The sequence below is a fragment of the Sinorhizobium arboris LMG 14919 genome (genome assembly GCF_000427465.1).
Lineage (GTDB): Bacteria > Pseudomonadota > Alphaproteobacteria > Rhizobiales > Rhizobiaceae > Sinorhizobium > Sinorhizobium arboris.
In genome coordinates, this window is record NZ_ATYB01000014.1 from 2,653,626 (window position 1) to 2,675,401 (window position 21,776).

At 63.0% G+C, this 21,776-nt stretch carries 23 protein-coding genes; 15 read left to right on the top strand and 8 right to left on the bottom strand.

The genetic code is table 11. The annotated features are described in order from the left end of the window. Nucleotides 1-206: 206 nt before the first annotated feature. Together SINAR_RS0124185 and SINAR_RS0124190 are read right to left on the bottom strand one after the other, a co-directional pair. Nucleotides 207-1,352, bottom strand: coding sequence for a tetratricopeptide repeat protein (locus SINAR_RS0124185; RefSeq protein WP_028001474.1), 1,146 nt, complete (start codon nucleotides 1,350-1,352; stop codon nucleotides 207-209). 9 nt (nucleotides 1,353-1,361) lie between these two features. Next, nucleotides 1,362-2,015 carry a thiamine phosphate synthase gene (locus SINAR_RS0124190; protein WP_028001475.1) on the bottom strand — a complete coding sequence of 218 codons (654 nt, stop codon included), beginning with the start codon at nucleotides 2,013-2,015 and terminating at the stop codon, nucleotides 1,362-1,364. A gap of 99 nt (nucleotides 2,016-2,114) precedes the next feature. Here SINAR_RS0124190 and SINAR_RS0124195 point away from each other — a divergent pair, with 99 nt between their 5' ends. Further along, a complete protein-coding gene (locus SINAR_RS0124195; protein ID WP_028001476.1) occupies nucleotides 2,115-2,897 on the top strand; it encodes a sulfite exporter TauE/SafE family protein in 783 nt (260 codons plus the stop codon). A gap of 95 nt (nucleotides 2,898-2,992) precedes the next feature. Then, nucleotides 2,993-3,253, top strand: a complete 261-nt coding sequence (locus SINAR_RS0124200) for an ArsR/SmtB family transcription factor (protein ID WP_028001477.1) — start codon at nucleotides 2,993-2,995, stop codon at nucleotides 3,251-3,253. 250 nt (nucleotides 3,254-3,503) lie between these two features. On the opposite strand, the gene SINAR_RS1000000135750 is transcribed toward SINAR_RS0124200, so the two are convergent. Further along, nucleotides 3,504-3,677: a YdcH family protein gene (locus SINAR_RS1000000135750; RefSeq protein WP_012709330.1), complete on the bottom strand. Its 174-nt coding sequence runs from the start codon at nucleotides 3,675-3,677 to the stop codon at nucleotides 3,504-3,506. Between the two features lie 211 nt (nucleotides 3,678-3,888). On the opposite strand from SINAR_RS1000000135750, the gene SINAR_RS0124210 reads away from it, so the two are divergent. The 5 genes from SINAR_RS0124210 (at nucleotide 3,889) to SINAR_RS0124230 (ending at nucleotide 6,729) form a co-directional block, all read left to right on the top strand. After that, entirely contained in the window at nucleotides 3,889-4,092 is a 204-nt protein-coding gene (locus SINAR_RS0124210; RefSeq protein WP_012066888.1) for a YdcH family protein, read from the top strand. A gap of 49 nt (nucleotides 4,093-4,141) precedes the next feature. Beyond that, nucleotides 4,142-4,606 carry a 5-(carboxyamino)imidazole ribonucleotide mutase gene (gene purE, locus SINAR_RS0124215; RefSeq protein WP_033057883.1) on the top strand — a complete coding sequence of 155 codons (465 nt, stop codon included), beginning with the start codon at nucleotides 4,142-4,144 and terminating at the stop codon, nucleotides 4,604-4,606. Further along, entirely contained in the window at nucleotides 4,603-5,652 is a 1,050-nt protein-coding gene (locus SINAR_RS0124220; protein ID WP_028001479.1) for a 5-(carboxyamino)imidazole ribonucleotide synthase, read from the top strand. Before purE ends, SINAR_RS0124220 begins: the two co-directional genes overlap by 4 nt. A gap of 174 nt (nucleotides 5,653-5,826) precedes the next feature. Next, nucleotides 5,827-5,952, top strand: coding sequence for a type B 50S ribosomal protein L36 (gene ykgO / locus SINAR_RS0124225; RefSeq protein WP_010970191.1), 126 nt, complete (start codon nucleotides 5,827-5,829; stop codon nucleotides 5,950-5,952). A gap of 177 nt (nucleotides 5,953-6,129) precedes the next feature. After that, complete coding sequence (locus SINAR_RS0124230) at nucleotides 6,130-6,729, top strand: tetratricopeptide repeat protein (RefSeq protein ID WP_028001480.1); 600 nt, start codon at nucleotides 6,130-6,132, stop codon at nucleotides 6,727-6,729. Nucleotides 6,730-6,887: 158 nt separating this feature from the next. Here the strand turns inward: SINAR_RS0124230 and pyk are convergent, their stop codons facing one another. Continuing rightward, nucleotides 6,888-8,327, bottom strand: a complete 1,440-nt coding sequence (pyk, locus tag SINAR_RS0124235; protein WP_028001481.1) for a pyruvate kinase — start codon at nucleotides 8,325-8,327, stop codon at nucleotides 6,888-6,890. After that, a complete protein-coding gene (locus SINAR_RS0124240) occupies nucleotides 8,327-8,764 on the bottom strand; it encodes a DUF1036 domain-containing protein (RefSeq protein ID WP_028001482.1) in 438 nt (145 codons plus the stop codon). The genes pyk and SINAR_RS0124240 overlap by 1 nt, the downstream gene beginning before the upstream one ends. A 341-nt stretch (nucleotides 8,765-9,105) precedes the next feature. Between SINAR_RS0124240 and SINAR_RS0124245 the strand changes: the two genes are divergently transcribed. The 3 genes from SINAR_RS0124245 to SINAR_RS0124255 all read left to right on the top strand — a co-directional run bounded on the left by SINAR_RS0124245 (nucleotide 9,106) and on the right by SINAR_RS0124255 (nucleotide 10,695). Next, nucleotides 9,106-9,900 carry an N-formylglutamate amidohydrolase gene (locus tag SINAR_RS0124245; RefSeq protein ID WP_028001483.1) on the top strand — a complete coding sequence of 265 codons (795 nt, stop codon included), beginning with the start codon at nucleotides 9,106-9,108 and terminating at the stop codon, nucleotides 9,898-9,900. Nucleotides 9,901-9,919: 19 nt separating this feature from the next. Then, nucleotides 9,920-10,225: a DUF1244 domain-containing protein gene (locus SINAR_RS0124250; protein ID WP_028001484.1), complete on the top strand. Its 306-nt coding sequence runs from the start codon at nucleotides 9,920-9,922 to the stop codon at nucleotides 10,223-10,225. 197 nt (nucleotides 10,226-10,422) lie between these two features. Continuing rightward, complete coding sequence (locus SINAR_RS0124255; protein ID WP_028001485.1) at nucleotides 10,423-10,695, top strand: DUF2312 domain-containing protein; 273 nt, start codon at nucleotides 10,423-10,425, stop codon at nucleotides 10,693-10,695. Between the two features lie 64 nt (nucleotides 10,696-10,759). On the opposite strand, the gene SINAR_RS0124260 is transcribed toward SINAR_RS0124255, so the two are convergent. Together SINAR_RS0124260 and SINAR_RS0124265 are read right to left on the bottom strand one after the other, a co-directional pair. Beyond that, the gene (locus SINAR_RS0124260) at nucleotides 10,760-12,589 is read right to left on the bottom strand and encodes a peptidoglycan L,D-endopeptidase MepK (protein WP_028001486.1); all 1,830 of its coding nucleotides are present in this window, start codon (nucleotides 12,587-12,589) and stop codon (nucleotides 10,760-10,762) included. Between the two features lie 180 nt (nucleotides 12,590-12,769). Beyond that, nucleotides 12,770-14,308, bottom strand: a complete 1,539-nt coding sequence (locus SINAR_RS0124265) for a sigma-54-dependent transcriptional regulator (RefSeq protein ID WP_028001487.1) — start codon at nucleotides 14,306-14,308, stop codon at nucleotides 12,770-12,772. A gap of 210 nt (nucleotides 14,309-14,518) precedes the next feature. Here SINAR_RS0124265 and SINAR_RS0124270 point away from each other — a divergent pair, with 210 nt between their 5' ends. Genes SINAR_RS0124270 through SINAR_RS0124280 form a run of 3 tightly spaced genes read left to right on the top strand, consistent with a single transcriptional unit; the run spans nucleotide 14,519 to nucleotide 18,235 of the window. Then, nucleotides 14,519-16,402 (top strand): M3 family oligoendopeptidase, encoded by a 1,884-nt coding sequence (locus tag SINAR_RS0124270; RefSeq protein ID WP_028001488.1) that lies wholly within the window; start codon nucleotides 14,519-14,521, stop codon nucleotides 16,400-16,402. 52 nt (nucleotides 16,403-16,454) lie between these two features. Beyond that, nucleotides 16,455-17,612, top strand: coding sequence for an aminodeoxychorismate synthase component I (locus SINAR_RS0124275; protein ID WP_028001489.1), 1,158 nt, complete (start codon nucleotides 16,455-16,457; stop codon nucleotides 17,610-17,612). Next, nucleotides 17,609-18,235, top strand: coding sequence for an aminotransferase class IV family protein (locus tag SINAR_RS0124280; protein ID WP_028001490.1), 627 nt, complete (start codon nucleotides 17,609-17,611; stop codon nucleotides 18,233-18,235). The genes SINAR_RS0124275 and SINAR_RS0124280 overlap by 4 nt, the downstream gene beginning before the upstream one ends. Here SINAR_RS0124280 and SINAR_RS0124285 read toward each other — a convergent pair. Beyond that, nucleotides 18,200-19,150: a GGDEF domain-containing protein gene (locus tag SINAR_RS0124285; protein WP_028001491.1), complete on the bottom strand. Its 951-nt coding sequence runs from the start codon at nucleotides 19,148-19,150 to the stop codon at nucleotides 18,200-18,202. The genes SINAR_RS0124280 and SINAR_RS0124285 overlap by 36 nt on opposite strands. A gap of 377 nt (nucleotides 19,151-19,527) precedes the next feature. Here SINAR_RS0124285 and SINAR_RS0124290 point away from each other — a divergent pair, with 377 nt between their 5' ends. Both SINAR_RS0124290 and omp10 read left to right on the top strand, forming a co-directional pair. Continuing rightward, entirely contained in the window at nucleotides 19,528-20,979 is a 1,452-nt protein-coding gene (locus SINAR_RS0124290) for a homospermidine synthase (protein ID WP_028001492.1), read from the top strand. Between the two features lie 310 nt (nucleotides 20,980-21,289). Further along, nucleotides 21,290-21,658: an outer membrane lipoprotein Omp10 gene (gene omp10, locus SINAR_RS0124295; RefSeq protein ID WP_028001493.1), complete on the top strand. Its 369-nt coding sequence runs from the start codon at nucleotides 21,290-21,292 to the stop codon at nucleotides 21,656-21,658. The last annotated feature ends 118 nt before the right edge of the window (nucleotides 21,659-21,776 follow it).

A 21,776-nucleotide genomic window follows, 5' to 3' on the forward strand; every position in this document is an offset into this window, starting at 1 on the left:
GGATCGCGGCCGCAGCTCAAAGCGCGGGCGGGGGAACTGTCGTCAAAAAACCGAGTGAGATGTCACTCCGTCCGCTGCGGCATAGTTGGAGGCTGCGGACAAAAACCGGGGCTTCAAGACCACAAAAACCCGGGAAGTTCAAGCGAAATAGATCGGGCCTGCCTGCATCCTCCAATCGAGTGCGATTGAAGGCAAGCTGCGGCACGTCAGGACGAGCGATACCTGTTTGCCGCCGCAAGCGCCGACTTCTGCTGTGTTTCGTTGAGGCCGAGATAGAAATCCTCGAGCGCATCGTCCTTGAGACCGGCCCGGCGGGAGAGGACGTACCACTTTGCCGCTTCCACGGGGTTCGGACGCGTTCCGATGGCATTGACATAGAGATGGGAAAGCCGGTTCTGGGCGACGACGTTGCCGCTTTCGGCCGCGCGCTTCATCCAGGCAAATCCCTCTTCGAGATTGCGGTCGCCGGCGATCCCCTCGATCAGCCAGATGGCGATGTCGAGCTGGGCGGTATCGTAGCCCGCTCGCGCCGCCCTGAGCAGCCACTCCCGCGCGCGGGCGCGCTTGCTCTCCTCGATGCCGTCGACATTGAGATAAATCTGCGAGAGCGCATATTGCGCATCCGCGATGCCCTGTTCGGCGGATTTCTCGTAATAGGGCATCGCAGCCTTGAGCCCCCTCTCGCCAGGCATGTCGGCCACCAGCGTTTGCCCGTAGTTGAACTGGGCCGAGGCATTGCCGAGATCGGCGGCCTTCTTCATCAGCTCGTCGGCCTTCTTCCGGTCGCGCTTGACGTAACGCCCCTCCATCAGGATCAGCGCATATTTGAACATGGCCGCCGGATCACCATTGTTCGCCGCCTGACCGTACCAGAAGGCGGCCGCCTTGGTGTCGCGCGCAACGCCGAGGCCCTGCTCGAGGATCGCGGCGACGAGCGTCTGGGCGGCAGGGTCGCCGAGCTGGGCCCGCGGCAAAGCCAGGTCCATCGCCGTCAGGTAATAGCCCCGCTGGAAGGCGCCATAGGCCTGGTCGATTTTCCCGGTAAAGGGTTTTTCCTCGGGAAGCGCCGGCAATTCGGCACCCATTCGATCGAACACGTTGACGCCCTGCGAAGGCGCATTGCCGTCGCTGGCTTTCGGCTTTTCCGGTTCGGCGGCCGCCGGTTTGCGTTCCGCATCCTGTGGCAGTACCGCGCCGTTGAAAGGCGTGATCCGCCCCCGCTTCGGCGCGCTGCCCTCCTCGGCCGGCGCAGGCGGCATCGGTTGCTGGGCCATTGCCGGCGCGACTGCAAGGAGCATCGCGGCGGCGAAGGCTGCGGACCGGCTGGATTTCAGGAGAGTGCGGATTGCCATCGGCAGGTCTTAACCTTCAAACCGTGGCGCTTTTTCGTCAAGCAGGGCGTTGACGGCCGCAACCACCGACGGCGCCTGACCGGGTTCGCCGAAGACGGCAAGGCGCAACGCCACGAACTCGGCGCCGGTTTCAGCGACTGCAAGCGCGGATTGCGGATCCGTGCCGCCCATGACGATGCAGGGAATCTCGATCATCGAGGCCCACCATTCGGCGAGTGCCAGATTCTTCGGATGAGCCTCCGGCTTTATGTCGCCATCAGTGCGGCCGAAGAATACGTAATCCGGCCTCAGTTCGCCGATTTCGAGCGCATGGTGGCGGTCGGTGGCGTTGCCTCCGCCGACGATCAGCCTCGGTGCATGCCGCTCGATCGCTTCGGCAAGCGCGTTCGCACCGCCGGCGACATGGAGGCCGTCCGCTTTCGCCCGCCCGGCGACCCGCGTGTCCCCCTCGATCAATGCCGCGGCGCCCGCCTTCTGGATCACGGGCACGAGCGCTTCCGCATGTTTCTGGAAATCCGCATCGCTAAGCGCGTATTGCGGCACGATCACCGACGCTACGTCTCCGCCCCTCAGCGCCTCGCCGACGAGCTTCGCGCGCTCTGTGCCATCTGCGATATCGGGAACGACCAGCACGAGGCGGCAGCGGTCTTCAATGTTGCTCATGGATCAATCCTGACGATCTCGCATCGGGCCGGAAGCCGGCACTCGATTTCATTCGGGAAAACCGATAGACGGAGATGACAAAAGGATCAACCGCCGCCGATGCTTCCCGATATCGACTTCTATCTCGTCGCCATTCCGGCCGTCCTGCTCGTTGGCCTCGCCAAGGGAGGCATGGGTGAGGCCCTGTCGCTGATGGGCGTGCCGATCCTGTCCATGGCAGTTTCGCCCGTGCAGGCTGCGGCCCTGCTTCTGCCGATCCTGATCGCCATGGACATCGTTTCCCTCTGGATCTGGCGCAAGCACGGCGACCGACAAACTCTCGTCATGCTCCTCCCGGGCGCGCTCGCCGGCATCGGCATTGGCTGGGCAACGTCCGCCTATGTGCCCCGCGACGCGCTGAGGCTGATCATCGGGCTCATCACCGTCGTCTTCGTACTGCGTTATGTCTACACCGTGTGGCGCAACCGCAATGGCACCCCCATCCAGCCGAAGCCGCAACGCGCCGGACCGGCCACCCTCTGGGGCTCCCTCGCCGGCTACGGCAGCTTCGTCGCCCATGCCGGCGGCCCGCCCTTCCAGATCTATGCGCTGCCGCTGAAACTCGCGCCCCGCGAATATACCGGCACCATCGTGCGCTTCTTCGCGGTCCTCAACGCGGTGAAGCTCATTCCCTATTTCGCCCTCGGCCAACTCGACCCCGGCAATCTCGCGACGTCGGCGACGCTCTTCCCGCTGGCCATTGCCGCAACCGCCTGCGGCGCCTGGACCGTCCGGCGGATGAAGCCGCAGATCTTCTATCCCTTCATGTACACGATGGCCTTCCTCGCCGGCTCGAAGCTCGTCTGGGACGGGCTGCTGAGCGTCATATCGGGGGGAGTGTAACCCGGCGCCAGGCGACGCCGATGCTGCAATGCGAGCGACGTCTCGCAACGCACAATTCCCTTGCCGCTCCGAGGGAATTCGCCTAACCTCCCTTCATGACGATCGCGGACCCCTTCGATGCCATTGCGGATCCGAACCGGCGCCATCTGCTGGAGGAACTCAGACGCGCGCCGAAGACCGTCAACGAACTCGCCAAAGGTCTGCCTATCAGCCGGCCCGCCGTCTCCCAACATCTCAAGGCACTGCTGGACTGCAAGCTCGTGTCGGTTTCGAGCAGCGGCACACGGCGGATCTACGCGATCCATAAACCCGGCTTCGACCGGCTCAACCTGTGGCTGGACCAATTCTGGTCCTGATTCAGGTCCGCTCAACCGCGCAAAGCCGACCGGGCACCGAGCCCGGTCAAGCAATGAAATCTATAATTTCGGGATTGTTTTTGACCCTATCGCTGCATCGCCTCTACAGCGCCAGCGTCTTCTGAGACGTGCAAAGGTCGCTGTAGCACTTTGATCTGCTGCAGTTTTGTCCTTTAATCGGCTGCGATCAAAGGAAACGTGCAGTAAGGGTGGCGACGCGTCCCGATGCAATCGGGAATACCGTTCACGATCAGTGCGTCGAGGAACGGAGTCTTTCGATTTCGTCCTTGATGCGCAGCTTCCGCCGCTTGAGTTCGCTGATCAGCTCGTCCTCGCAGGAGGGAGAGTTCAGAGCTTCATGGAGCTCCTCTTCGAGGGCGCCATGCTTTTTCTCAAGCGTTGCAAGATGAGCCTCAATGGTCATTGGCAGTCCCTTCCCTTTAGCTTGCATCCGGCACGCAAATGCCGGATGTTCCATGGTTGAAACCTTTTTACTGTGCCATGTCATTTTTCATTTGTCGAAGGCGAAATGATGACGCCGGATAACTTCCCGTCGCTGACCAAGATGTGGTAGAGCGACGCAGGAAATTCCGGATCGCGGATCGGCGAGGCCGGGCTTATGGGGATCGCTTTGCATGCCGGACCAGGACCAGGCCGAACTCAGACTGACCATCGCGCGCCTGAGGCAGGAACACGAAGATTACGACGCGGCAATCAACGCGATGATCCAGACCGGCTGCGACGCCCTGCGAATCCAGCGCATGAAAAAGAAGAAGCTGGCCATCAAGGACAAGATCACCAAGATCGAAGACCAGATCATTCCCGACATCATTGCCTGAAACGGACCAAGACGTGACCGAAACTACGCCCCCGCCCGTCGCCATCATCATGGGAAGCCAATCGGATTGGGAGACGATGAAGAACGCGGCCGACACGCTCGAGGCGCTCGACATCGCCTATGAAGCCCGCATCGTTTCCGCCCATCGCACGCCCGATCGCCTCGTTCGCTTCGCCAAGGGTGCGCGCGACGAGGGATTCCAGGTGATCATCGCCGGTGCCGGCGGTGCGGCGCATCTTCCCGGCATGTGCGCGGCCATGACGCCGCTCCCCGTTTTCGGGGTTCCGGTCCAATCGAGAGCGCTTTCAGGTCAGGACAGCCTGCTGTCGATCGTGCAGATGCCGGCGGGCATTCCGGTCGGCACGCTTGCGATCGGCAAGGCGGGTGCCATCAATGCAGCGCTTCTGGCCGCGGCAGTTCTCGCGCTCGGTGACGAGGATCTTGCCGATCGCCTCGATGACTGGCGCGAACAGCAGACCGTATCGGTCGCGGAATATCCGGTAGACGAGGCATGAAGTCGATCGGCATCATCGGCGGCGGTCAGCTCGGCCGTATGCTGGCCATGGCCGCTGCCCGCCTGAACTTCCGCACCGTGGTGCTCGAGCCGCAGCCGGACTGTCCCGCGGCCCAGGTGGCGAACGAGCAGATCGTTGCCGCCTATGACGACCCGCGGGCGCTGGATGAGCTTGCGCGGGCGTCGGACCTCATCACCTACGAATTCGAGAACGTTCCCGTCTCGGCGGCCGAGCAGCTTGCCCGTTCGCGGCCGGTCTTCCCGCCGCCGAAGGCGCTGGAAGTGGCACAGGATCGTCTCGTCGAGAAGCGCTTCATCAACGACTGCGGCATTGCCACCGCCGGATTCCGTCCCGTCGACAGTCAGGCCGACCTCGAGGCCGCCCTTGCTGACTTCGGTGGGGCCGGCGTGCTCAAGACCCGTCGGCTCGGCTACGATGGCAAGGGCCAGCGAGTCTTCCGCTCCGCGGCCGACGATCCGGCCGGCGCCTACGTCGCGCTCGGACAGGTCCCGCTGATCCTCGAAAGCTTCGTGCCGTTCGACCGCGAGATCTCGGTCATTGCCGCACGCGCACCCGACGGCACCACCGCGTGCTTCGATCCGGCCGAAAATGTGCATCGAAACGGAATTCTATACACATCGACCGTGCCGGCATCCGTCGGCCGCTCGACTGCGGAGGCCGCCCGTCAGGCGGCGACCGCCATTCTCGACGCGCTCGGCTATGTCGGCGTGATCGGAGTCGAGTTCTTCGTTCTGGCCGATGGCAGCGTCGTCGCAAACGAAATCGCTCCGCGCGTACACAATTCCGGCCACTGGACGGAAGCCGCTTGCGTCGTTTCACAGTTCGAGCAGCATATCCGCGCGATTGCAGGCCTGCCGCTCGGCGATCCGTCGCGCCATTCCGACTGCGTGATGCAGAACCTGGTCGGCGACGACATCGCAGGCGTTCAGGATCTGCTTGCCGAGTCCAATGTACTGCTTCACCTCTACGGCAAGGCCGAGGCGCGGCCCGGGCGCAAGATGGGGCACTTCACCCGCCTGCTCTGACCGGGACGCCATGGAAGGCGGGGACAGGCGGCAAAATCCCCGTCACGCGGTTGACACGATAGAGGCGACACGGTATGTGCCTGCCTACTTGAACAGCGCGCTGAACGGCGCGCTTTTGATTGTTGGAATTACCGGGCGAATTTTCGTTCCCCGAAACCCTGCGGATCAGGAAAAATGAAGATCAAGAATTCGCTCAAGTCCCTGAAGACCCGTCACCGCGAAAACCGTCTGGTTCGTCGCAAGGGCCGGGTCTACATTATCAACAAGCTGAACCCGCGCTTCAAGGCACGCCAGGGCTAATGCTTGTGGCGGCCCGTGCCTGCAACGCCGCGCATCTTGTCGGATGCGCAACGATGGCTGCAGCACTCGGGCTGCCCGTTTCCTGATCGGCGGCGATTCAGGAGATGATGCGGAGCACGGCGGGTGGCTCGCTGATTTCCCAAAATTGATTTTGATCTTGTTTCATGGCGGGCTACGATGTCCGCCATGCGTGTTTTCGTGAACTTGATTCTGGCAGGCCTTGCCATGTCCGCCGCCACGCCGCTCCGGGCGGCGGAGCCCTCGCCTCAGGCGGAGGTCGCAGCACTCACCACTCCGGAAGAGCGTGTCGACGCCCTCTTCGCCGATCTCAAGAAGGAAGGCGATGAGGATAAGGCGCGGCAGGTGGCCGACCGCATCCGTCTCGAATGGCAGGACTCCGGTAGTGCGACCGTGAACCTGCTGATGCAATGGGCCAACAAGGCGATCTCCGGTGATAAGCACACTACGGCGCTCGATATTCTCGATCAGGTGATCGCTCTCAATCCCGGCTACGTCGAAGGCTGGAACCGGCGCGCCACACTGCACTACCAGATGGGCAACTTTCGCAAGTCGATGTCCGACATAAACCGTGTGCTTGCACTGGAGCCCCGCCATTTCGGCGCGCTCGCCGGCATGGCCACCATGCTCGAGGCCGCCGGGAAGGATGAGCTTGCCATGCGCGCATGGCAGCAATTCCTCGACATCTACCCCTCCGACCGGAAAGCGCAGGAGCAGCTCGGCGAACTGGCGGAAAAGCTTGCCGGCAGCCGGACCTGACCGGTGCCTGCGGACACAATCAAATTTCCCTCATCCGGCCTGCCGTCTCCCCGCAGCCGGGGCGAAAGGCAGGCGGACAGAGGTTGTGCGAAATGAAATGAACCCGATCCAGTGCGATTCACTGCAAGCGCATTAAAGCCCGCTTACGCGGCGGCAGCTCAAATGGCCGATTGCCCGTCCGAGCCGATATAGGCGATGCGCAGCATGTTGGTGGCGCCGGGCGTACCCAGCGGCACGCCGGCGGTAACGATGATGCGGTCTCCCGGTTTGCCGAAGCCTTCCGTCGAGACGATCCGGCAGGCGCGGTTGACCATATCGTCGAGATCGATCGCGTCCTCGGTGACGACGCAGTGCAGCCCCCACACCACGGAAAGGCGGCGGGCCGTTTGGACGATCGGCGAAAGCGCGATGACCGGTACCTGGGGCCGTTCGCGCGCCGCACGCAGCCCGGTGGTGCCGGAAGAGGTGTAGGTGACGATCGCGGAAAGCTTGAGCGTCTCGGCGATCTGGTGAGCGGCAAGCGAAATGGCGTCCGCGCCGGTTGCCTCCGGCGGCGTGCGCTGGGCGTAGATGATGCCCGGATAATGCGGATCGCGCTCGACGTTGCTGGCGATCGAGGCCATGGTCGAAACCGCCTCGACCGGGTATTCGCCGGAGGCGGATTCGGCCGAAAGCATGACCGCATCGGCCCCCTCGAAAACCGCCGTCGCCACATCCGACACTTCGGCGCGCGTCGGCACAGGCGAGGAGATCATCGATTCGAGCATCTGCGTCGCGACGACCACCGGCTTGCCGGCTCGCCGGCAGGCGCGCGTCAGTTGCTTCTGAAGCCCAGGCACGGACTCGAGCGGCATTTCGACACCGAGGTCGCCGCGAGCCACCATCAGCGCGTCCGAAAGCTCGATGATCTCGTCGATCCGCTCGATCGCCTGCGGCTTTTCGATCTTCGACATCAACCCGACGCGGCCACGGGCGATCTTGCGAACCTCGGCAAGGTCCTCGGGGCGCTGGATGAAGGAAAGCGCCACCCAGTCGACCTGCCCTGTCGCCAGCACGGCGTCGAGGTCGACGCGGTCCTTGTCCGTCAACGCGCCGACGCCAAGCAGCGTATCGGGCAGGCTGACGCCCTTGCGGTCCGAAATCCGCGTGCCCGAGACGACCGTGGTGACGATACTCTTGCCATCGCTTTTTTCGGCGCGCAGATGCAGCTTGCCATCATCGATGAGCAATCGATGGCCCGGCTTCACCGCTTCGAGGATCTCCGGATGCGGGAGATAGACGCGGCTGCTGTCGCCGGGCACATCCCGGTTATCGAGCGTGAACGTCTGGCCGATCTTGAGCTCGACCTTGCCTTCTGCGAACTTTCCGACACGCAGCTTCGGCCCCTGAAGATCGGCCAGAATGCCGATCGGACGGCCACAGCGCGCCTCGACCACACGGATCCGCTCTATCAGCGTGCGCATGACCTCATGGCTCGCATGGCTCATATTGATACGGAACAGATCGGCCCCCGCCTCGTGCAGCCTCTGGATCATCTGCTCGTCGGCCGATGCCGGGCCGAGCGTAGCGAGGATTTTGACTTTCCGGTTCCGTCTCATCAATTCTGGCTTTCCTGCGTGCCGGGCGTGTCGGAAAGCTGAACCATCCAGCTTCCCTGCCGCCCCGTGTCATATTCCTTGAATCCCATGCGCTGGAAGCCGCGGGCGAAGCAGTCCTGCACGCCGACGATCTTGAACTCGTTCTCGGCCACGCACATGTTGACGTCGCCGGTCCAACGGCCGCCCTTGGCCGCATCTTCCGCGTAGAGATAATAATATCGGGACTGAAGCTCGCCCTCGATCAGCGTGGCGCAGGTCGTCGCCGGCACCTGCCACCAGCCTTCCGTGACCCAGCCTTCCTTGGCCCGATACCCGATCGCCACGCCGACCAGAGTCTGCGTCCCGTTGCAAACGCGAAAATCGGCGCGGGCATCGCCGGCGAAGAGAAATGAAGTGGAAATTGCCAAGGAAAACAGGAGGATGGATCCAAACGTCATCGACCCCGGCTTCGCTCTGGAAAAACGATATCTAGACACGGCTTCCTACGGAACTCCGTTTTGATTTGCGTGGCACTTTCTTGCGACGGCCAGCCCCGAAAGTCAACGCAACTCTAATCGATTATAATCGTCATTCCTGTGACAGAACCGCATAAGAGCTTCGCGTTTTTCTTGCGAATGGTTGCTTTGCGTGCAATCAGGTAGGTACCTTCAGATCACGATGATTTCCGTCGGATTGATCTAAAATCATGAAGGTGATCGATTCTAAAAGTCAGGTCGGGACCCGGGCGGAAAACCGCACATACTTTCCTCGTCCCGCTCTGAAGCCTGGCAGGAGCGGAATGCGGCACTACTCTCCTTACGAGGTCATCGAAGGCAATCCGGCAAGGGGTCTCGTGCTCGTCGCCGACCATGCCATGAACCGGCTCCCGCCGGAATATGGCCGGCTTGGCCTCCCCGAAAGCGCTTTCGAGCGTCACATCGCTTACGATATCGGCATCGAACCGCTGACGCGGCAGTTGTCGGCCGCACTTGATGTGCCGGCCGTGCTCGGCTGCTTCTCGCGCCTCCTGATCGATCCGAACCGCGGCGAAGACGACCCGACCCTGATCATGAAGATCTCGGATGGCGCGGTCGTTCCGGGCAACCACCCCATAGCGGAGGAGGAGTGGCAGAACCGGATAAGGCGCTTTCACCGCCCCTATCACGAGGCCGTATCCGAGACCATCGCCCGTTCCGCCGCCGCCGGGGGGAGAGCCCCTCTCGTCATTTCCCTGCACTCGTTCACGCCTTTCTGGAAGGGCGTGGCGCGCCCCTGGCATGCCTCGGTTCTCTGGGACAACGACCCGCGCGCCGTCTTTCCCCTGATCGAGCGGCTGGAGGCGGCCGGCGACATCGTCGTCGGCAACAATGAGCCCTATGACGGGGCGCTGCGCGGCGATACCATGTATCGGCACTGCATGGGCCCCGGGATCGCGCATGCGCTGATAGAGGTCCGCCAGGACCTGATCGCAGATGCGGCGGGCGTCGCAGCCTGGGCGCAACGCCTCGCGCCCATACTTGCGGAGCTCAACGAGCTCCCGGAACTCCACGTCTATCAACGTCACCCGTCGCGCACGGGGGCTTACAGCGACTGAAGAAAGGAGGCCCGCTCCGATGACCGAACTCAGCCCGGAACAGCGCACCGCTTTCGAGGCCGCGGCGTTTCGCCGGCTGCTCGAGCACCTGCGCGAACGCAGCGACGTCCAGAACATCGATCTGATGAACCTTGCCGGCTTCTGCCGCAATTGCCTGTCGAATTGGTATCGGGAAGCGGCTGAAGCCTCCGGCGTATCCATGAGCAAGGAGGAGTCCCGCGAGATCGTCTACGGCATGCCCTATGAGGAATGGCGCGCACGAAATCAGCGGGAGGCTTCGCCCGAGCAGAAAGCCGCCTTCGAGCGCAATCGCCCGAAGGAGTAGCGCATTGCGCCCGAAGTGTGCAGCGGTTCGGGATGACGGCATGCTCAAGACGACGACCTTAAGCGGGTCGCATGGATTCAATTGAATGCCACGCATAGGCGGGAAATGCCCGTGTTGTTGCGCAATCGCCCTTGACCTCGGCGGCCGTTCGCGGCAGGTCACAGCACCCGGAAAACTCACCCCATAAGGAGACGAACATGTCGGATGCTCACGGCATTGCCCGCGACCAGCTTCGCGCTTTCATCGAACGGATCGAAAGGCTGGAAGAAGAGAAGAAGACCATCGTCGACGACATCAAGGATGTCTATGGCGAGGCAAAATCGATGGGCTTCGACGCCAAGATCCTGCGCAAGGTGATTTCGATCCGCAAGCAGGACGCCGACGAGCGCATGGAACAGGAAGCGATCCTCGACACCTACCTCCAGGCGCTGGGCATGATCCCTGCCGCCGAAGCCGAGGACGCGGCCTGATTGGCAGCAAAAAGCCCGCCGGTGACCTGGCGGGCTCTTCCTGTGTGCGAGCGGCAATCGAAGCTCAGTTGGTGCTGAACTTCTTGACTTCCATGAAATTGACGGCGCTGCCGCTGAAGCGCGCCGTATCGACTGCGCCTGTATCGCTGGTGAAGCCGGCCGCATAAACGGTCGTCGGAGCGACGCGGAGCGACTTGCTGACGAAGCGCGGCGCCTTGACCGGCTTCGACAGGGTAGCCACACGGCCCGCCGAGAGCGCCCACTCGGAAATGATCTTCTGCGTCAGCTTCGGCTCGGTGCGGACGGAAGACCGGCTCTTCGCCTCGGCGTCCTGCCTCTTGGGACGAGCACCCTTCGAGGGAGCATCGGCTTCGGTGGCGAAGACGCTGTCGAAGATCGCTTCACGCGAAGCGGACCCCGGTTGCGGCGCATAGGCGGCAACCTCGATCGCCGGAGAGAATGCAGGCGTCCGGTTCTCGCTGGTCGGCGCGGCAAGGGCCACCCGCGTTTCGGCTGCGCCGGCTGCCTTCGGCGGCTGGGCCGCGGAAGCAAGCGCGGGCCGATCCGCAAAAGCGGGAATAGTGACCTCTGCGTGAGCCACCGCGGCGAGCGCCTCTTCGCCCGCCGGGCGCATTCCCGGCACCGGTACGAAACCGAACTCCTGAGCCTGGCTGTCGGCGGAGGCGACGAGCGTCTCGTTGGCGATCAGAGTGTTCATGTCGCGCCGGTCGAGCATCTGCGGGACCGGAACCTTGAGGGTGCTGAGATCCGCAAATTCAGAAGGCACCGCTGTCTGCGGCATGGCCGCTGCCAGTGCCTCCTGGGCACTGTTCTTGTCCGGCGCGACGAGGGCAACCGCCACGCCGCTGTCAGAGGGAGATTCCTTGAGGGCCGGTCGCACGGCAGGCACGGGTGCGTTGATATCCTGCTGTTCCGCAGCCGCCGGAGCAGAACCTGCGACGCCCGGAAGGGCATCCTGGTCCGCAGGCGCGGATGCGGTCTGGACCTTGGCCGGAGCTTCCTCTTCGCCGCCGCCGGCTGCGATTGCCGCGGGTTCTTCATCCTCATCGCCGCCTCCGCCAAAGAGTGCAGCGAAGAGATTGCGGCGCTTGCCGGTGTCGCCCGGGCCCTTCGCGCCGCCGCCTGCCACCTCGATCGCAGACGCGCCAACGCGCCGCTTGTAATCGGCCACGGCTTGTTCATAGCCCGGCAACGGCTTGCCGTCGGAGGGAATATGCATGGTCTTGCCATCCGGGAACAGCCGCGCGAGTTCGTTGCGCGTCATGCGCGGCCAGGCGCGCACCCCGCCGACGTCCATATGGACGAAGGGCGAACCGGAGGTCGGGTAATAACCGACGCCGCCGACCTGGAACTTCATGCCGATCTCGCGCAGCGTCTTGAGCTTCACGTCCGGTATATAGAAGTCCATCGCCTTTCCGAGCATGTGCTGGCTCTTCTTGGCGACGCCTTTGGAGCGCGACCTCAGCATGCTGTTCGTGGCCGGCGAGCGATAGGCCGAAACGACATGAATATAGTCGCGCGAACCGCTCTTCTGGTAAACTTCCCAGACGAGATCGAGCAGGCGCGGATCCATTTTGGTCGGTTCGTTCCGCCGCCAGTCGCGCAGAAACCGGTTGACCTGCTGCAGTCCCTTCTGATCGTAGCGACCGTTGCGCTTGAAGGTGATCTGCGCCTTTTCCTTGGTGTGGACGAAATAGAGCTTGAGGGTGCGTGTCTGGCCGGCGGCCTCGACCGGAGGCGCCATACCCGGTGTGACAAGGGAGCAAACCAGCGCGATGGACGCCAGCACCTGGGGCGCTTTTCGAGCAACCGCCGAGCAGAGTCTGCGCGCAAAGGAACCGACTGGTTCCTCCAAACCGAACAAATTTGGCATTCAATCCCCGTCCGACGGACAACCGTGCTTCGCTGTCTCAGATGACTGTCAAATAAGGTGACAGCATGGCAATTATGCCACAGTGCTCACCGCCCCTTATAATATAGTGAACAGTTTGCTAACAAGGTCTAAACGGCGGTGGCCTATCTGCACGGGAAATGAGGTGTGAATGCGCCGATTTTATGCCGCCTCACGCAAGGGGTTGTCGGGATCGATGCCGTAATCCTTGAGCTTGCGATAGAGGGTCGAGCGGCCGATTCCCAGTTTGCGCGCCACTTGGCTCATCTGGCCGCGGTAGAATTTCAGTGCAAACCGAATCAGTTCCTCCTCAACCTCGGCGAGCTTCCTGACCTCGCCGCCCTCGCTGAGGCTGGCGATCGCGTTCTCCGGGCGGCCTTCCGGGGCCTGCTCGGGAGGCGCCGCCTGTTCCCGGGCGGCGTCGACCCGGGCGGCGGGAAGCTGTCCGGATGCGGGACGGCGCTCCGGACCGGCTTCGCCCCAGGTGAGACCGCTGCGGTCGGCAACGATGTAACCCGGTATCTGGGCTGCCACCTGCGGAAAATCCCTGACGGTGAGTTCACGGCCTTCGGCGAGGACGACGGCGCGGAAGATCGCGTTTTCGAGTTGGCGGATATTGCCCGGCCAGTCATAGGACGTCAGCAGCGCCATCGCGCCGTTCGAGACCGTCAGCCGCTGATCGAGTCGCTGCTCTGCGGCGAAGCGCTCGACGAAGGCCCGTACCAGGACGGGGATATCCTCCTTGCGCCGGCGCAGCGCTGGAATGGTGATGGGGAAGACGTTCAGCCGATAGTAGAGATCTTCGCGGAACCGGCCCTCGCGCACCTCGGTGATGAGGTCCTTGTTGGTGGCCGAGATGAGCCGCACGTTCACCTTCTGCGGCTGGCGCGCTCCGATCGTCTCGATCTCGCCCTGCTGTACGGCGCGCAGCAGCTTGACCTGGACCTCGAGCGGAAGGTCGCCGATCTCGTCAAGGAAGAGCGTGCCGCCGTCGGCATCGACGAACTTTCCGCTGTGCTTTTCGCTGGCGCCCGTAAACGCTCCCTTCTCATGGCCGAAGAGAATGCTCTCGACGAGGTTGTGGGGGATGGCGCCGCAGTTGACAGTGACGAACGGCTTCGTCGCCCGGTCGCTCGCCGCCTGGATGGCGCGGGCCACCATTTCCTTGCCGACGCCCGACTCGCCCTCGAGCACGATCGGTATGTTCGACTGGGCGGCGCGCCGCGCGAGATCGATGACGCGGATCATCGCCGGACTTGCCGAGACGATATCGTCGAAGCCGACGGCCCCGCCGCGCGGACGCCGCGCGGTTTTGACCCTCCCGTCGCGGCTCGCCATCTTCAGCGCATTGCCCAAGGCGATCGACAGCCGCTCCGGCGAGACCGGCTTGACGAGAAAATCGAAGGCGCCGGCCTGCATCGCCTGGACCACAGTCTCGATGCCGCCCTGCCCTGTCTGGACGATGACCGGGGTGTCGATGCCGCGTTCGGCGAGCGCCTCGAGGAAACCGTGGCCGTTCATTTCCGGCATAAGAAGATCAAGCAGGATGACGTTGATGATGCCACCCTGGCGCTGCATGAGCTCGAGTCCGCTGCGCCCGTTATCGGCGAGATGCGCGACGTGGCCGAGCCGCTCGATCATGTTCGTCAGCAGCCGCCGCTGCACCGGATCGTCGTCGATGACAAGAATATGGGATGTCACGAAAGCCTCCTGCTTGGGACACGCGGGATACTTTTGGCAAGCATCATGTGCCAAATCATACCGGCCATTCGTCCCACAAAGGGCTGAACATCCTGTTTTGAGAAATGCTTGCATTTTATCCATCGCGGGCGGTAGCAATGGGCCATGCCGTTGCCTCGCTTCAGGGCTAAGGCCTGAGGTCAGAACCCTTTCAAAACGAGAGAACCGACGATGAATTTCGCTTCGCCCCGTCTCGCCGCCTCCGGGCAACCCCTCCTTCGTGCCTCACTGGCGAGCTCCAGGGCCGATCAGGCCGCCGCGGCGCCGGCCGAGCTCGGCGAGCTGCCGTCCTGGCGGCTCACGGACCTCTATCTCTCGCCCTCTTCCGAGGAGTTCCGCTCCGACCTCGCAAAGGCGCAAGCCGACGCGATCGCCTTCGAGGCAAAGTGGAAGGGCAGGCTCTCGGAGGCTGCCGGCCGGACCGGTGATCAGGGCATCGGCGCGGCCGTAAAGGAACTCGAGGCCCTGGACGACCTCATGGGCCGCATCGCCGCCTTTGCGGGCCTGACCTATTTCTCCGATACCTCCAATCCGGCGAACGGCAAGCTTTACGGGGATGTCCAGTCAAAGCTTACCGACGTATCGGCGCATCTCCTGTTTTTCTCGCTGGAGCTCAACCGCATCGACGATAAGGTGATCGATGCCGCCCTCGCAGCCGACAGCCTTGCCGCCCACTACAGGCCCTGGATCCTGGACCTGCGCAAGGACAAGCCCTATCAGCTCGACGACAGGCTGGAGCAGCTTTTCCTCGAAAAGTCGATGACCGGCGCAAACGCCTTCAACCGGCTCTTCGACGAGACGATCGCATCGCTGACCTTCTCGGTGGACGGCAAGGCGCAGCCGCTGGAAGTGACGCTCAACCTTCTGCAGGACCCCTCCGTCGAGGTGCGCAAGAAGGCCGCGCTCGCGCTCGCGGAAACCTTCAGGGCGAATATCCGCACCTTTACCCTCGTCACCAATACGCTCGCGAAGGACAAGGAAATCTCCGACCGGTGGCGCGGCTTCGAGGACATCGCCGACAGCCGTCATCTCGCCAACCGGGTGGAGCGCGAGGTCGTGGACGCCCTGGCTGCATCGGTGAAGGCCGCCTACCCCCGCCTCTCGCACCGCTATTATGCGATGAAAGCGAAGTGGCTCGGCATGGAGCAGATGGATTTCTGGGACCGAAATGCACCCTTGCCGGAGACGCCGAATGCGCTCATCCCCTGGAACGAGGCCAGGGACACGGTCCTTTCCGCCTATCACGCCTTCGCACCGGAAATGGCTGATATCGCGCGCCGTTTCTTCGACGACAGCTGGATCGACGCGCCGGTCCGCCCCGGTAAGGCGCCGGGCGCCTTCGCTCACCCCACCGTCCCTTCCGTGCACCCCTATGTTCTTGTCAATTACATGGGCAAGCCGCGCGACGTCATGACGCTCGCCCACGAGCTCGGGCACGGGGTGCATCAGGTCCTCGCCGGAGCGCAAGGCGCGCTGATGGCCTCGACGCCGCTGACGCTTGCGGAAACCGCATCCGTGTTCGGCGAGATGCTGACCTTCCGCGCCCTTCTCGACCGAACGAAGGACAAGCGCGAGCGCAAGGCGATGCTTGCACAGAAGGTCGAAGACATGATCAACACGGTCGTTCGGCAGATCGCCTTCTACGATTTCGAGCGAAAGGTCCACACGGCCCGCAAGGAAGGCGAGCTGACGGCCGAGGACCTGGGCCGGATCTGGCTGTCGGTGCAGAGCGAAAGCCTCGGCCCGGCGATCCGGCTTTCGGAGAGCTACGAGACCTACTGGGCCTATATCCCCCACTTCATCCATTCGCCCTTCTATGTCTATGCCTACGCCTTCGGCGACTGCCTGGTGAACTCCCTCTATGCCGTCTACCGGAACGCCGAGCGCGGCTTTCAGGAGAAGTATTTCGACATGCTGAAGGCCGGTGGAACGAAGCATCATTCCGAGCTTCTGGCGCCCTTTGGGCTCGACGCCACCGATCCGTCGTTCTGGGCACAGGGCCTGTCGATGATTGAAGGGCTTATCGACGAACTGGAGGCGCTTGATAAGGCGTGACCCGCTCGGGCCTGTTGGCTCCGTCGGACCGAATTGACAGCGACCGACCTCGATGATCGAACACGCGCCCTATGTCCTCTTCCGGGACGACAGCGAGAACCGCACGACGGTTTTCGCCGAGCCTTTGCGCGTCATCACGGCGCGCACGAAGGCTGAGTTTCACCGCGGCCTTGACGAGATCGAAGCGGCCCATCGCGCCGGCAAGTGGATCGCGGGCTTCATGGCCTATGAAGCGGGCCACCTTTTCGAGAAGAAGCTGACCCCCTTGGCGCCGGAGAACCGGGAAACGCCCCTTATGTCCTTCGGCGTCTTCGACGCGCCGGCGGAAGACCACCCGCTCGCAATGCCGCAGCGGCGCATCGAAAACGAGCCCTTCCTCCTGGAGCCTCGCGCCGGCTGGGACTTTCCTGCTTACCGCCAGCGCTTCGACAGGCTGCACCGGCACCTGCGCAAGGGCGATTGCTACCAGGCGAACCTGACCATGCCCGTTCGTGCGCGCTGGTCCGGCGATCCGGTTGCTGCGTTCTGGTCGCTGATCGAGCGTCAGCCGGTGAAATACGGCGCGCTCGTGGCCCTGGACGGTCCGGTCCTCCTGTCGCGTTCGCCCGAACTTTTCTTTCGGGTCGACGCCGACGGCTGGATCGAGACGCATCCGATGAAGGGCACGGCACGACGCGGCGCGAGCGCTGAGGAGGATGCAGCCATCATCGCGGCGATGCGGGCCGACGAGAAGACGCAAGCCGAGAATCGCATGATCGTCGACCTTCTGCGCAACGACATTTCCCGCGTCACCGAGGTCGGAACGCTCGACGTGCCGAAGCTCTTCGACATCGAGACCTATCCGACGGTCCACCAGATGGTAAGCCACGTCAGGGCGAAGCTCCTGCCGGCTATCGGCATCGCCGACATTTTCGCCGCGCTCTTTCCCTGCGGCTCGGTTACCGGCGCGCCCAAGATGCGGGCGATGGAAATTCTTCACGACCTGGAGTCCGGTCCGCGCGACGCCTATTGCGGCGCGATCGGCTACATCGCACCCAACCGCGCGATGCGCTTCAACGTCGCGATCCGAACCATATCTCTCTTTGCCGGGGGCCGGGCGGTCTTCAATGTCGGCGGCGGCATCGTCTTCGATTCCAAGGCCGAAGCAGAGTACGAGGAGTGCCTGTTGAAGGCCCGTTTTGCCGTCGGCGATGCCGAGATCGCCCGATGACCGGTTTTTCCCTGATAGAGACGCTGCGCTACGAACCGGAGCATGGCTTTACGCGGCTGCCGCTGCATCTGGCGCGACTGACGCGCTCCGCCAGACACCTCGGCTTTGCGGGTGCGGCCGCAGCCGAGCCGGCGCTGAGGCAAGCCGTTTCCGGTGCGCAAGCGCCGCTGCGCGTGCGCCTCACGCTCGACCGCGACGGCAGCATCGAGGTGACGACGGCGCCCTTGGTGCCGCTTGCCGGCAACGCGGTATGGCGGGTGCGGATCGCCTCGACGCGGATCGATTCGAACGACCGCCTGCTTCGTCTGAAGACGACGCGACGGAGCCTCTACGAGGCGGCACGCAGCGAGTTCCCGACGGCCGAGGTCGACGAGGTGATCCTGCTCAACGAAAAGGGGGAGGTCTGCGAGGGCACGATAACCTCGGTTTTTCTCGACGACGGCAGCGGGTACCTGAAGACGCCGCCGGTTGCCTGTGGCCTGCTTGCCGGGGTTCTGCGAACGGAGCTCATCTGCCAGCGGCGGGCACGGGTCGAGCGGCTGGCTCCCGCCGACCTCGCAAGCGGCCGCCTTTACCTCGGCAATTCCTTAAGGGGTCTGATCCGGGCTGAACTCACGGTCTGATCCGGGCAGCGTATAGCGCTTCACGCGATCACGCCCTTCACGCTTGGCGATATAAAGCGCCTCGTCCGCTCGCGAATAGATGTCGCCGACGCTGTCGCCTTCGCGATACTCCGCAAGCCCTACCGAACAGGTGTAGAAGAACTCCGGTATGTTCGAAAGCGGCCGGGCATTGCGGATCTTGTCCAGCAGCCTGTCGAGGATGAGATTCGCTTCGCCGACGGTGGTGTCGGGCAGGATCAGCATGAACTCTTCGCCGCCGATACGTCCGAAGCAATCGGAGCGCCGGACGAACTCCTGCATCTGGCGGGCGAAATCGAGCAGCACTTCGTCGCCCCGGTGATGGCCGTAGCGATCGTTGATCGCCTTGAAATAGTCGATGTCGATGATCGCGACGCATCCCCACATGTGCGGATTTTCGGCGCAGTTCCGGATGAACTCGTTCAGTCTCTCCATAGTGTAACGCCGGTTGGGCACGCTGGTGAGTTCGTCCACCTGCGAGGCCCGCAGGGCGAAATCGCGGTCCTGGCGAAGCTTGCGCTCGCCGGCCCGCACATCCGTGATGTCAACAGCGATGCAGAGCATCCAGCCTTTCTGGTCTACCGTCTCCGTCATCCAAAGCCAGCGGCCGTCGTGGAGATCGGTCTCGACCGTGCGGAAGGGCACCTTGCCGCGTCTGTGGACCGTGGCTGCGATCCAGCCTTCGAGGTCTTCGGTCTTGAGGACGGTGCCCCTGCCCGCAGCATGGTTGCGGCGCATGATCTCCGCCCAGGTCGGCGCCTCGTCCTCCCCGACGTGATAGGCGGATCGAAAGGCCCTATTCGCATAGCGCAGCCGATCCTGCGGATCATAGAGCGCGATCAACACCGGTGTTGCGGCTTGCAGGCCCATCAGGGCCTTGAGGTGATCACCAGTCACGGTAGGTCTGCTCCAGGAAATATCAATCGCCACGGGAACTATAGCACGAGGTGCTTGCGGCAAGCTGCCCGGATCATGATGATTTGTGATCGAATCAACTGAAATCATGACCATCATCGATACGGCATGGAGGGCCTTATCGGAGATAGCCGGTTAAGCAAAGTCTCAAGTACCGGTTGACGGGCCGGCCCTTTATTGTGACAGGAAACTGTGCTCTACAGCGCCGCGCGTCTATCCAGACGCGCAAAGGCCGCTGCAGCGCTTCACGTTGCCTGCGTGATATCGCCCGATCATGCAGGCCTCGCCGGAAATTCGAGGCTCGCTTTTGCGCGCATGCAAGCATCGCACAGGGACGTTTTCTCAGGAGAAAGACAAAAATGCCAGACACCACCTACCCGGTCTACGGTGAGATCACCGGCCCGATCGTGATGATCGGCTTCGGTTCGATCGGTCACGGCACCTTGCCGCTGATCGAGCGCCACTTCAAATACGACAAGAACCGGTTGATCGTGGTGGAGCCTCGCGAGGATGCCAGGGACACGGAAATCTTCGCGCGCCACGGCGTGCGGCACGTGCGGGCCGCCGTCACCAGGGACAACTACAAGGAACTGCTGAAACCGCTTTTGACCGAAGGCGGCGGCCAGGGGTTCTGTGTCAATCTCTCGGTCGACACCTCTTCGCTCGACCTGATCAAGCTCTGCCGCAAGCTGGACGTGCTTTACGTCGACACGGTCGTCGAGCCCTGGCTCGGCTTCTACTTCGACGCGGAGATGGACAACGCCGCGCGCACGAATTACGCGCTGCGCGAAACGGTTCGCCGCGAGAAGGAAAAGAACCCGGGCGGCACGACTGCCGTTTCGACCTGCGGCGCGAATCCGGGCATGGTGTCCTGGTTCGTCAAGAAGGCTCTCCTCAACCTCGCCGACGATCTGGGCCTGAAATACGAAGAGCCGCACCAGGACGACCGTGAAGGCTGGGCGAAGCTGATGAAGAAGGCGGGCGTCAAGGGCATCCACATCGCCGAGCGCGATACCCAGCGCACGAAGCACCCGAAACCGCTCAACGTGTTCTGGAACACGTGGTCGGTGGAAGGCTTCATTTCCGAAGGCCTGCAGCCGGCCGAGCTCGGCTGGGGCACGCACGAGAACTGGATGCCGAAAAACGCCAAGAAGCACAAGAAGGGCTGCAAGGCGGCGATCTACCTGGAGCAGCCGGGTGCCAATACCCGCGTGCGCAGCTGGTGCCCGACGCCCGGCCCGCAATACGGTTTCCTCGTCACCCACAACGAATCGATCTCGATCGCCGACTTCTTCACCGTCCGCGACAAGGACGGCGATGTCTCCTACCGCCCGACCTGCCATTATGCGTATCATCCGGCCAACGACGCCGTTCTCTCGCTGCACGAAATGTTCGGCAACGGCGGCAAGGCGCAACCCGAACTGCACGTCCTGGACGAGCATGAGCTCGTAGACGGCGTCGACGAGCTCGGCGTGCTGCTCTACGGCCACGCGAAAAACGCCTACTGGTACGGCTCGCGCCTTTCGCTGGAAGAAACACGCCGCATCGCGCCCTACCAGAACGCCACCGGCCTGCAGGTCACGAGCGCCGTTCTTGCCGGCATGGTCTGGGCCCTGGAGAACCCCAACGCCGGCATCGTCGAGGCCGACGAGATGGACTACAGGCGCTGCCTCGAAGTGCAGCTGCCCTATCTCGGTCCGGTCGAGGGGCACTACACCGACTGGACGCCGCTTGACGGTCGCCCCGGCCTTTTCCCGGAAGACATCGACACGAAGGATCCGTGGCAGTTCAGGAACATTCTCGTCCGCTGACGATCACGCGACAAGCGCAGGGGCAAGGTCCGGAGCAATCCTGCTCCGGACCTTTCTCGTTCGCGAATGCCGAGCGCGGCCCGCGCATGCCCGCTCTTGCTTTCAACTCATGATCGCGGCATGTTTCGCGCACTGCAGTGTCGCGTGTCTCAAAAGATGCACAACGGTCGCAGCAGTGCTTTGAGACGCTGCACAATTGTCCCTGGATCGGTTCCGATTCACGGAATTATGCGGTAGAGCGGGGACAGGAAAGCATGAAGCGGTTTTGCGTTCGCATCCCGCTCAAATTCGTGACGCGGGAGAAACGCCGATGAAGCCATTCGCCATTCTCATCCTCGTGGCATCTGCCGCCGCGCTGGTGTCCTGTCAGTCCCAGCCCCGGGAAATGCGGCAAATGTCTTCGGCGCCGCAGGCGACGGGCGTCGAGGGCTCGTGGGTCGATCCGAACGGCATCGTCTCCACTTTCGCGGGCGGCACCTTCTCGACGCGCACCACCGACACGAACCAGCTTCTCGCCTCCGGCAATTATGTGAACGTCAGCCCGACGCTGGTGGAAATCAACATGACGTCGCTGGTGCGCAATACCCAGTCCAAGGTCAACTGCGCGCTGGCAACGCCCTCTCAGCTGAACTGCACGACGGACTCGGGCGCGCAGTTCTCGCTGGCGCGCCGCGGCTGAGGCCCAGGACCGGATCAAGGCCCCTTAAACGGGGCCTTCCTCTGTCTGCGCGGGCTTAACCTTATCTGAAAATCCGGCAGAAAAGGCATGCGTTTGCAGCTTGAAGTCGATCTCGACT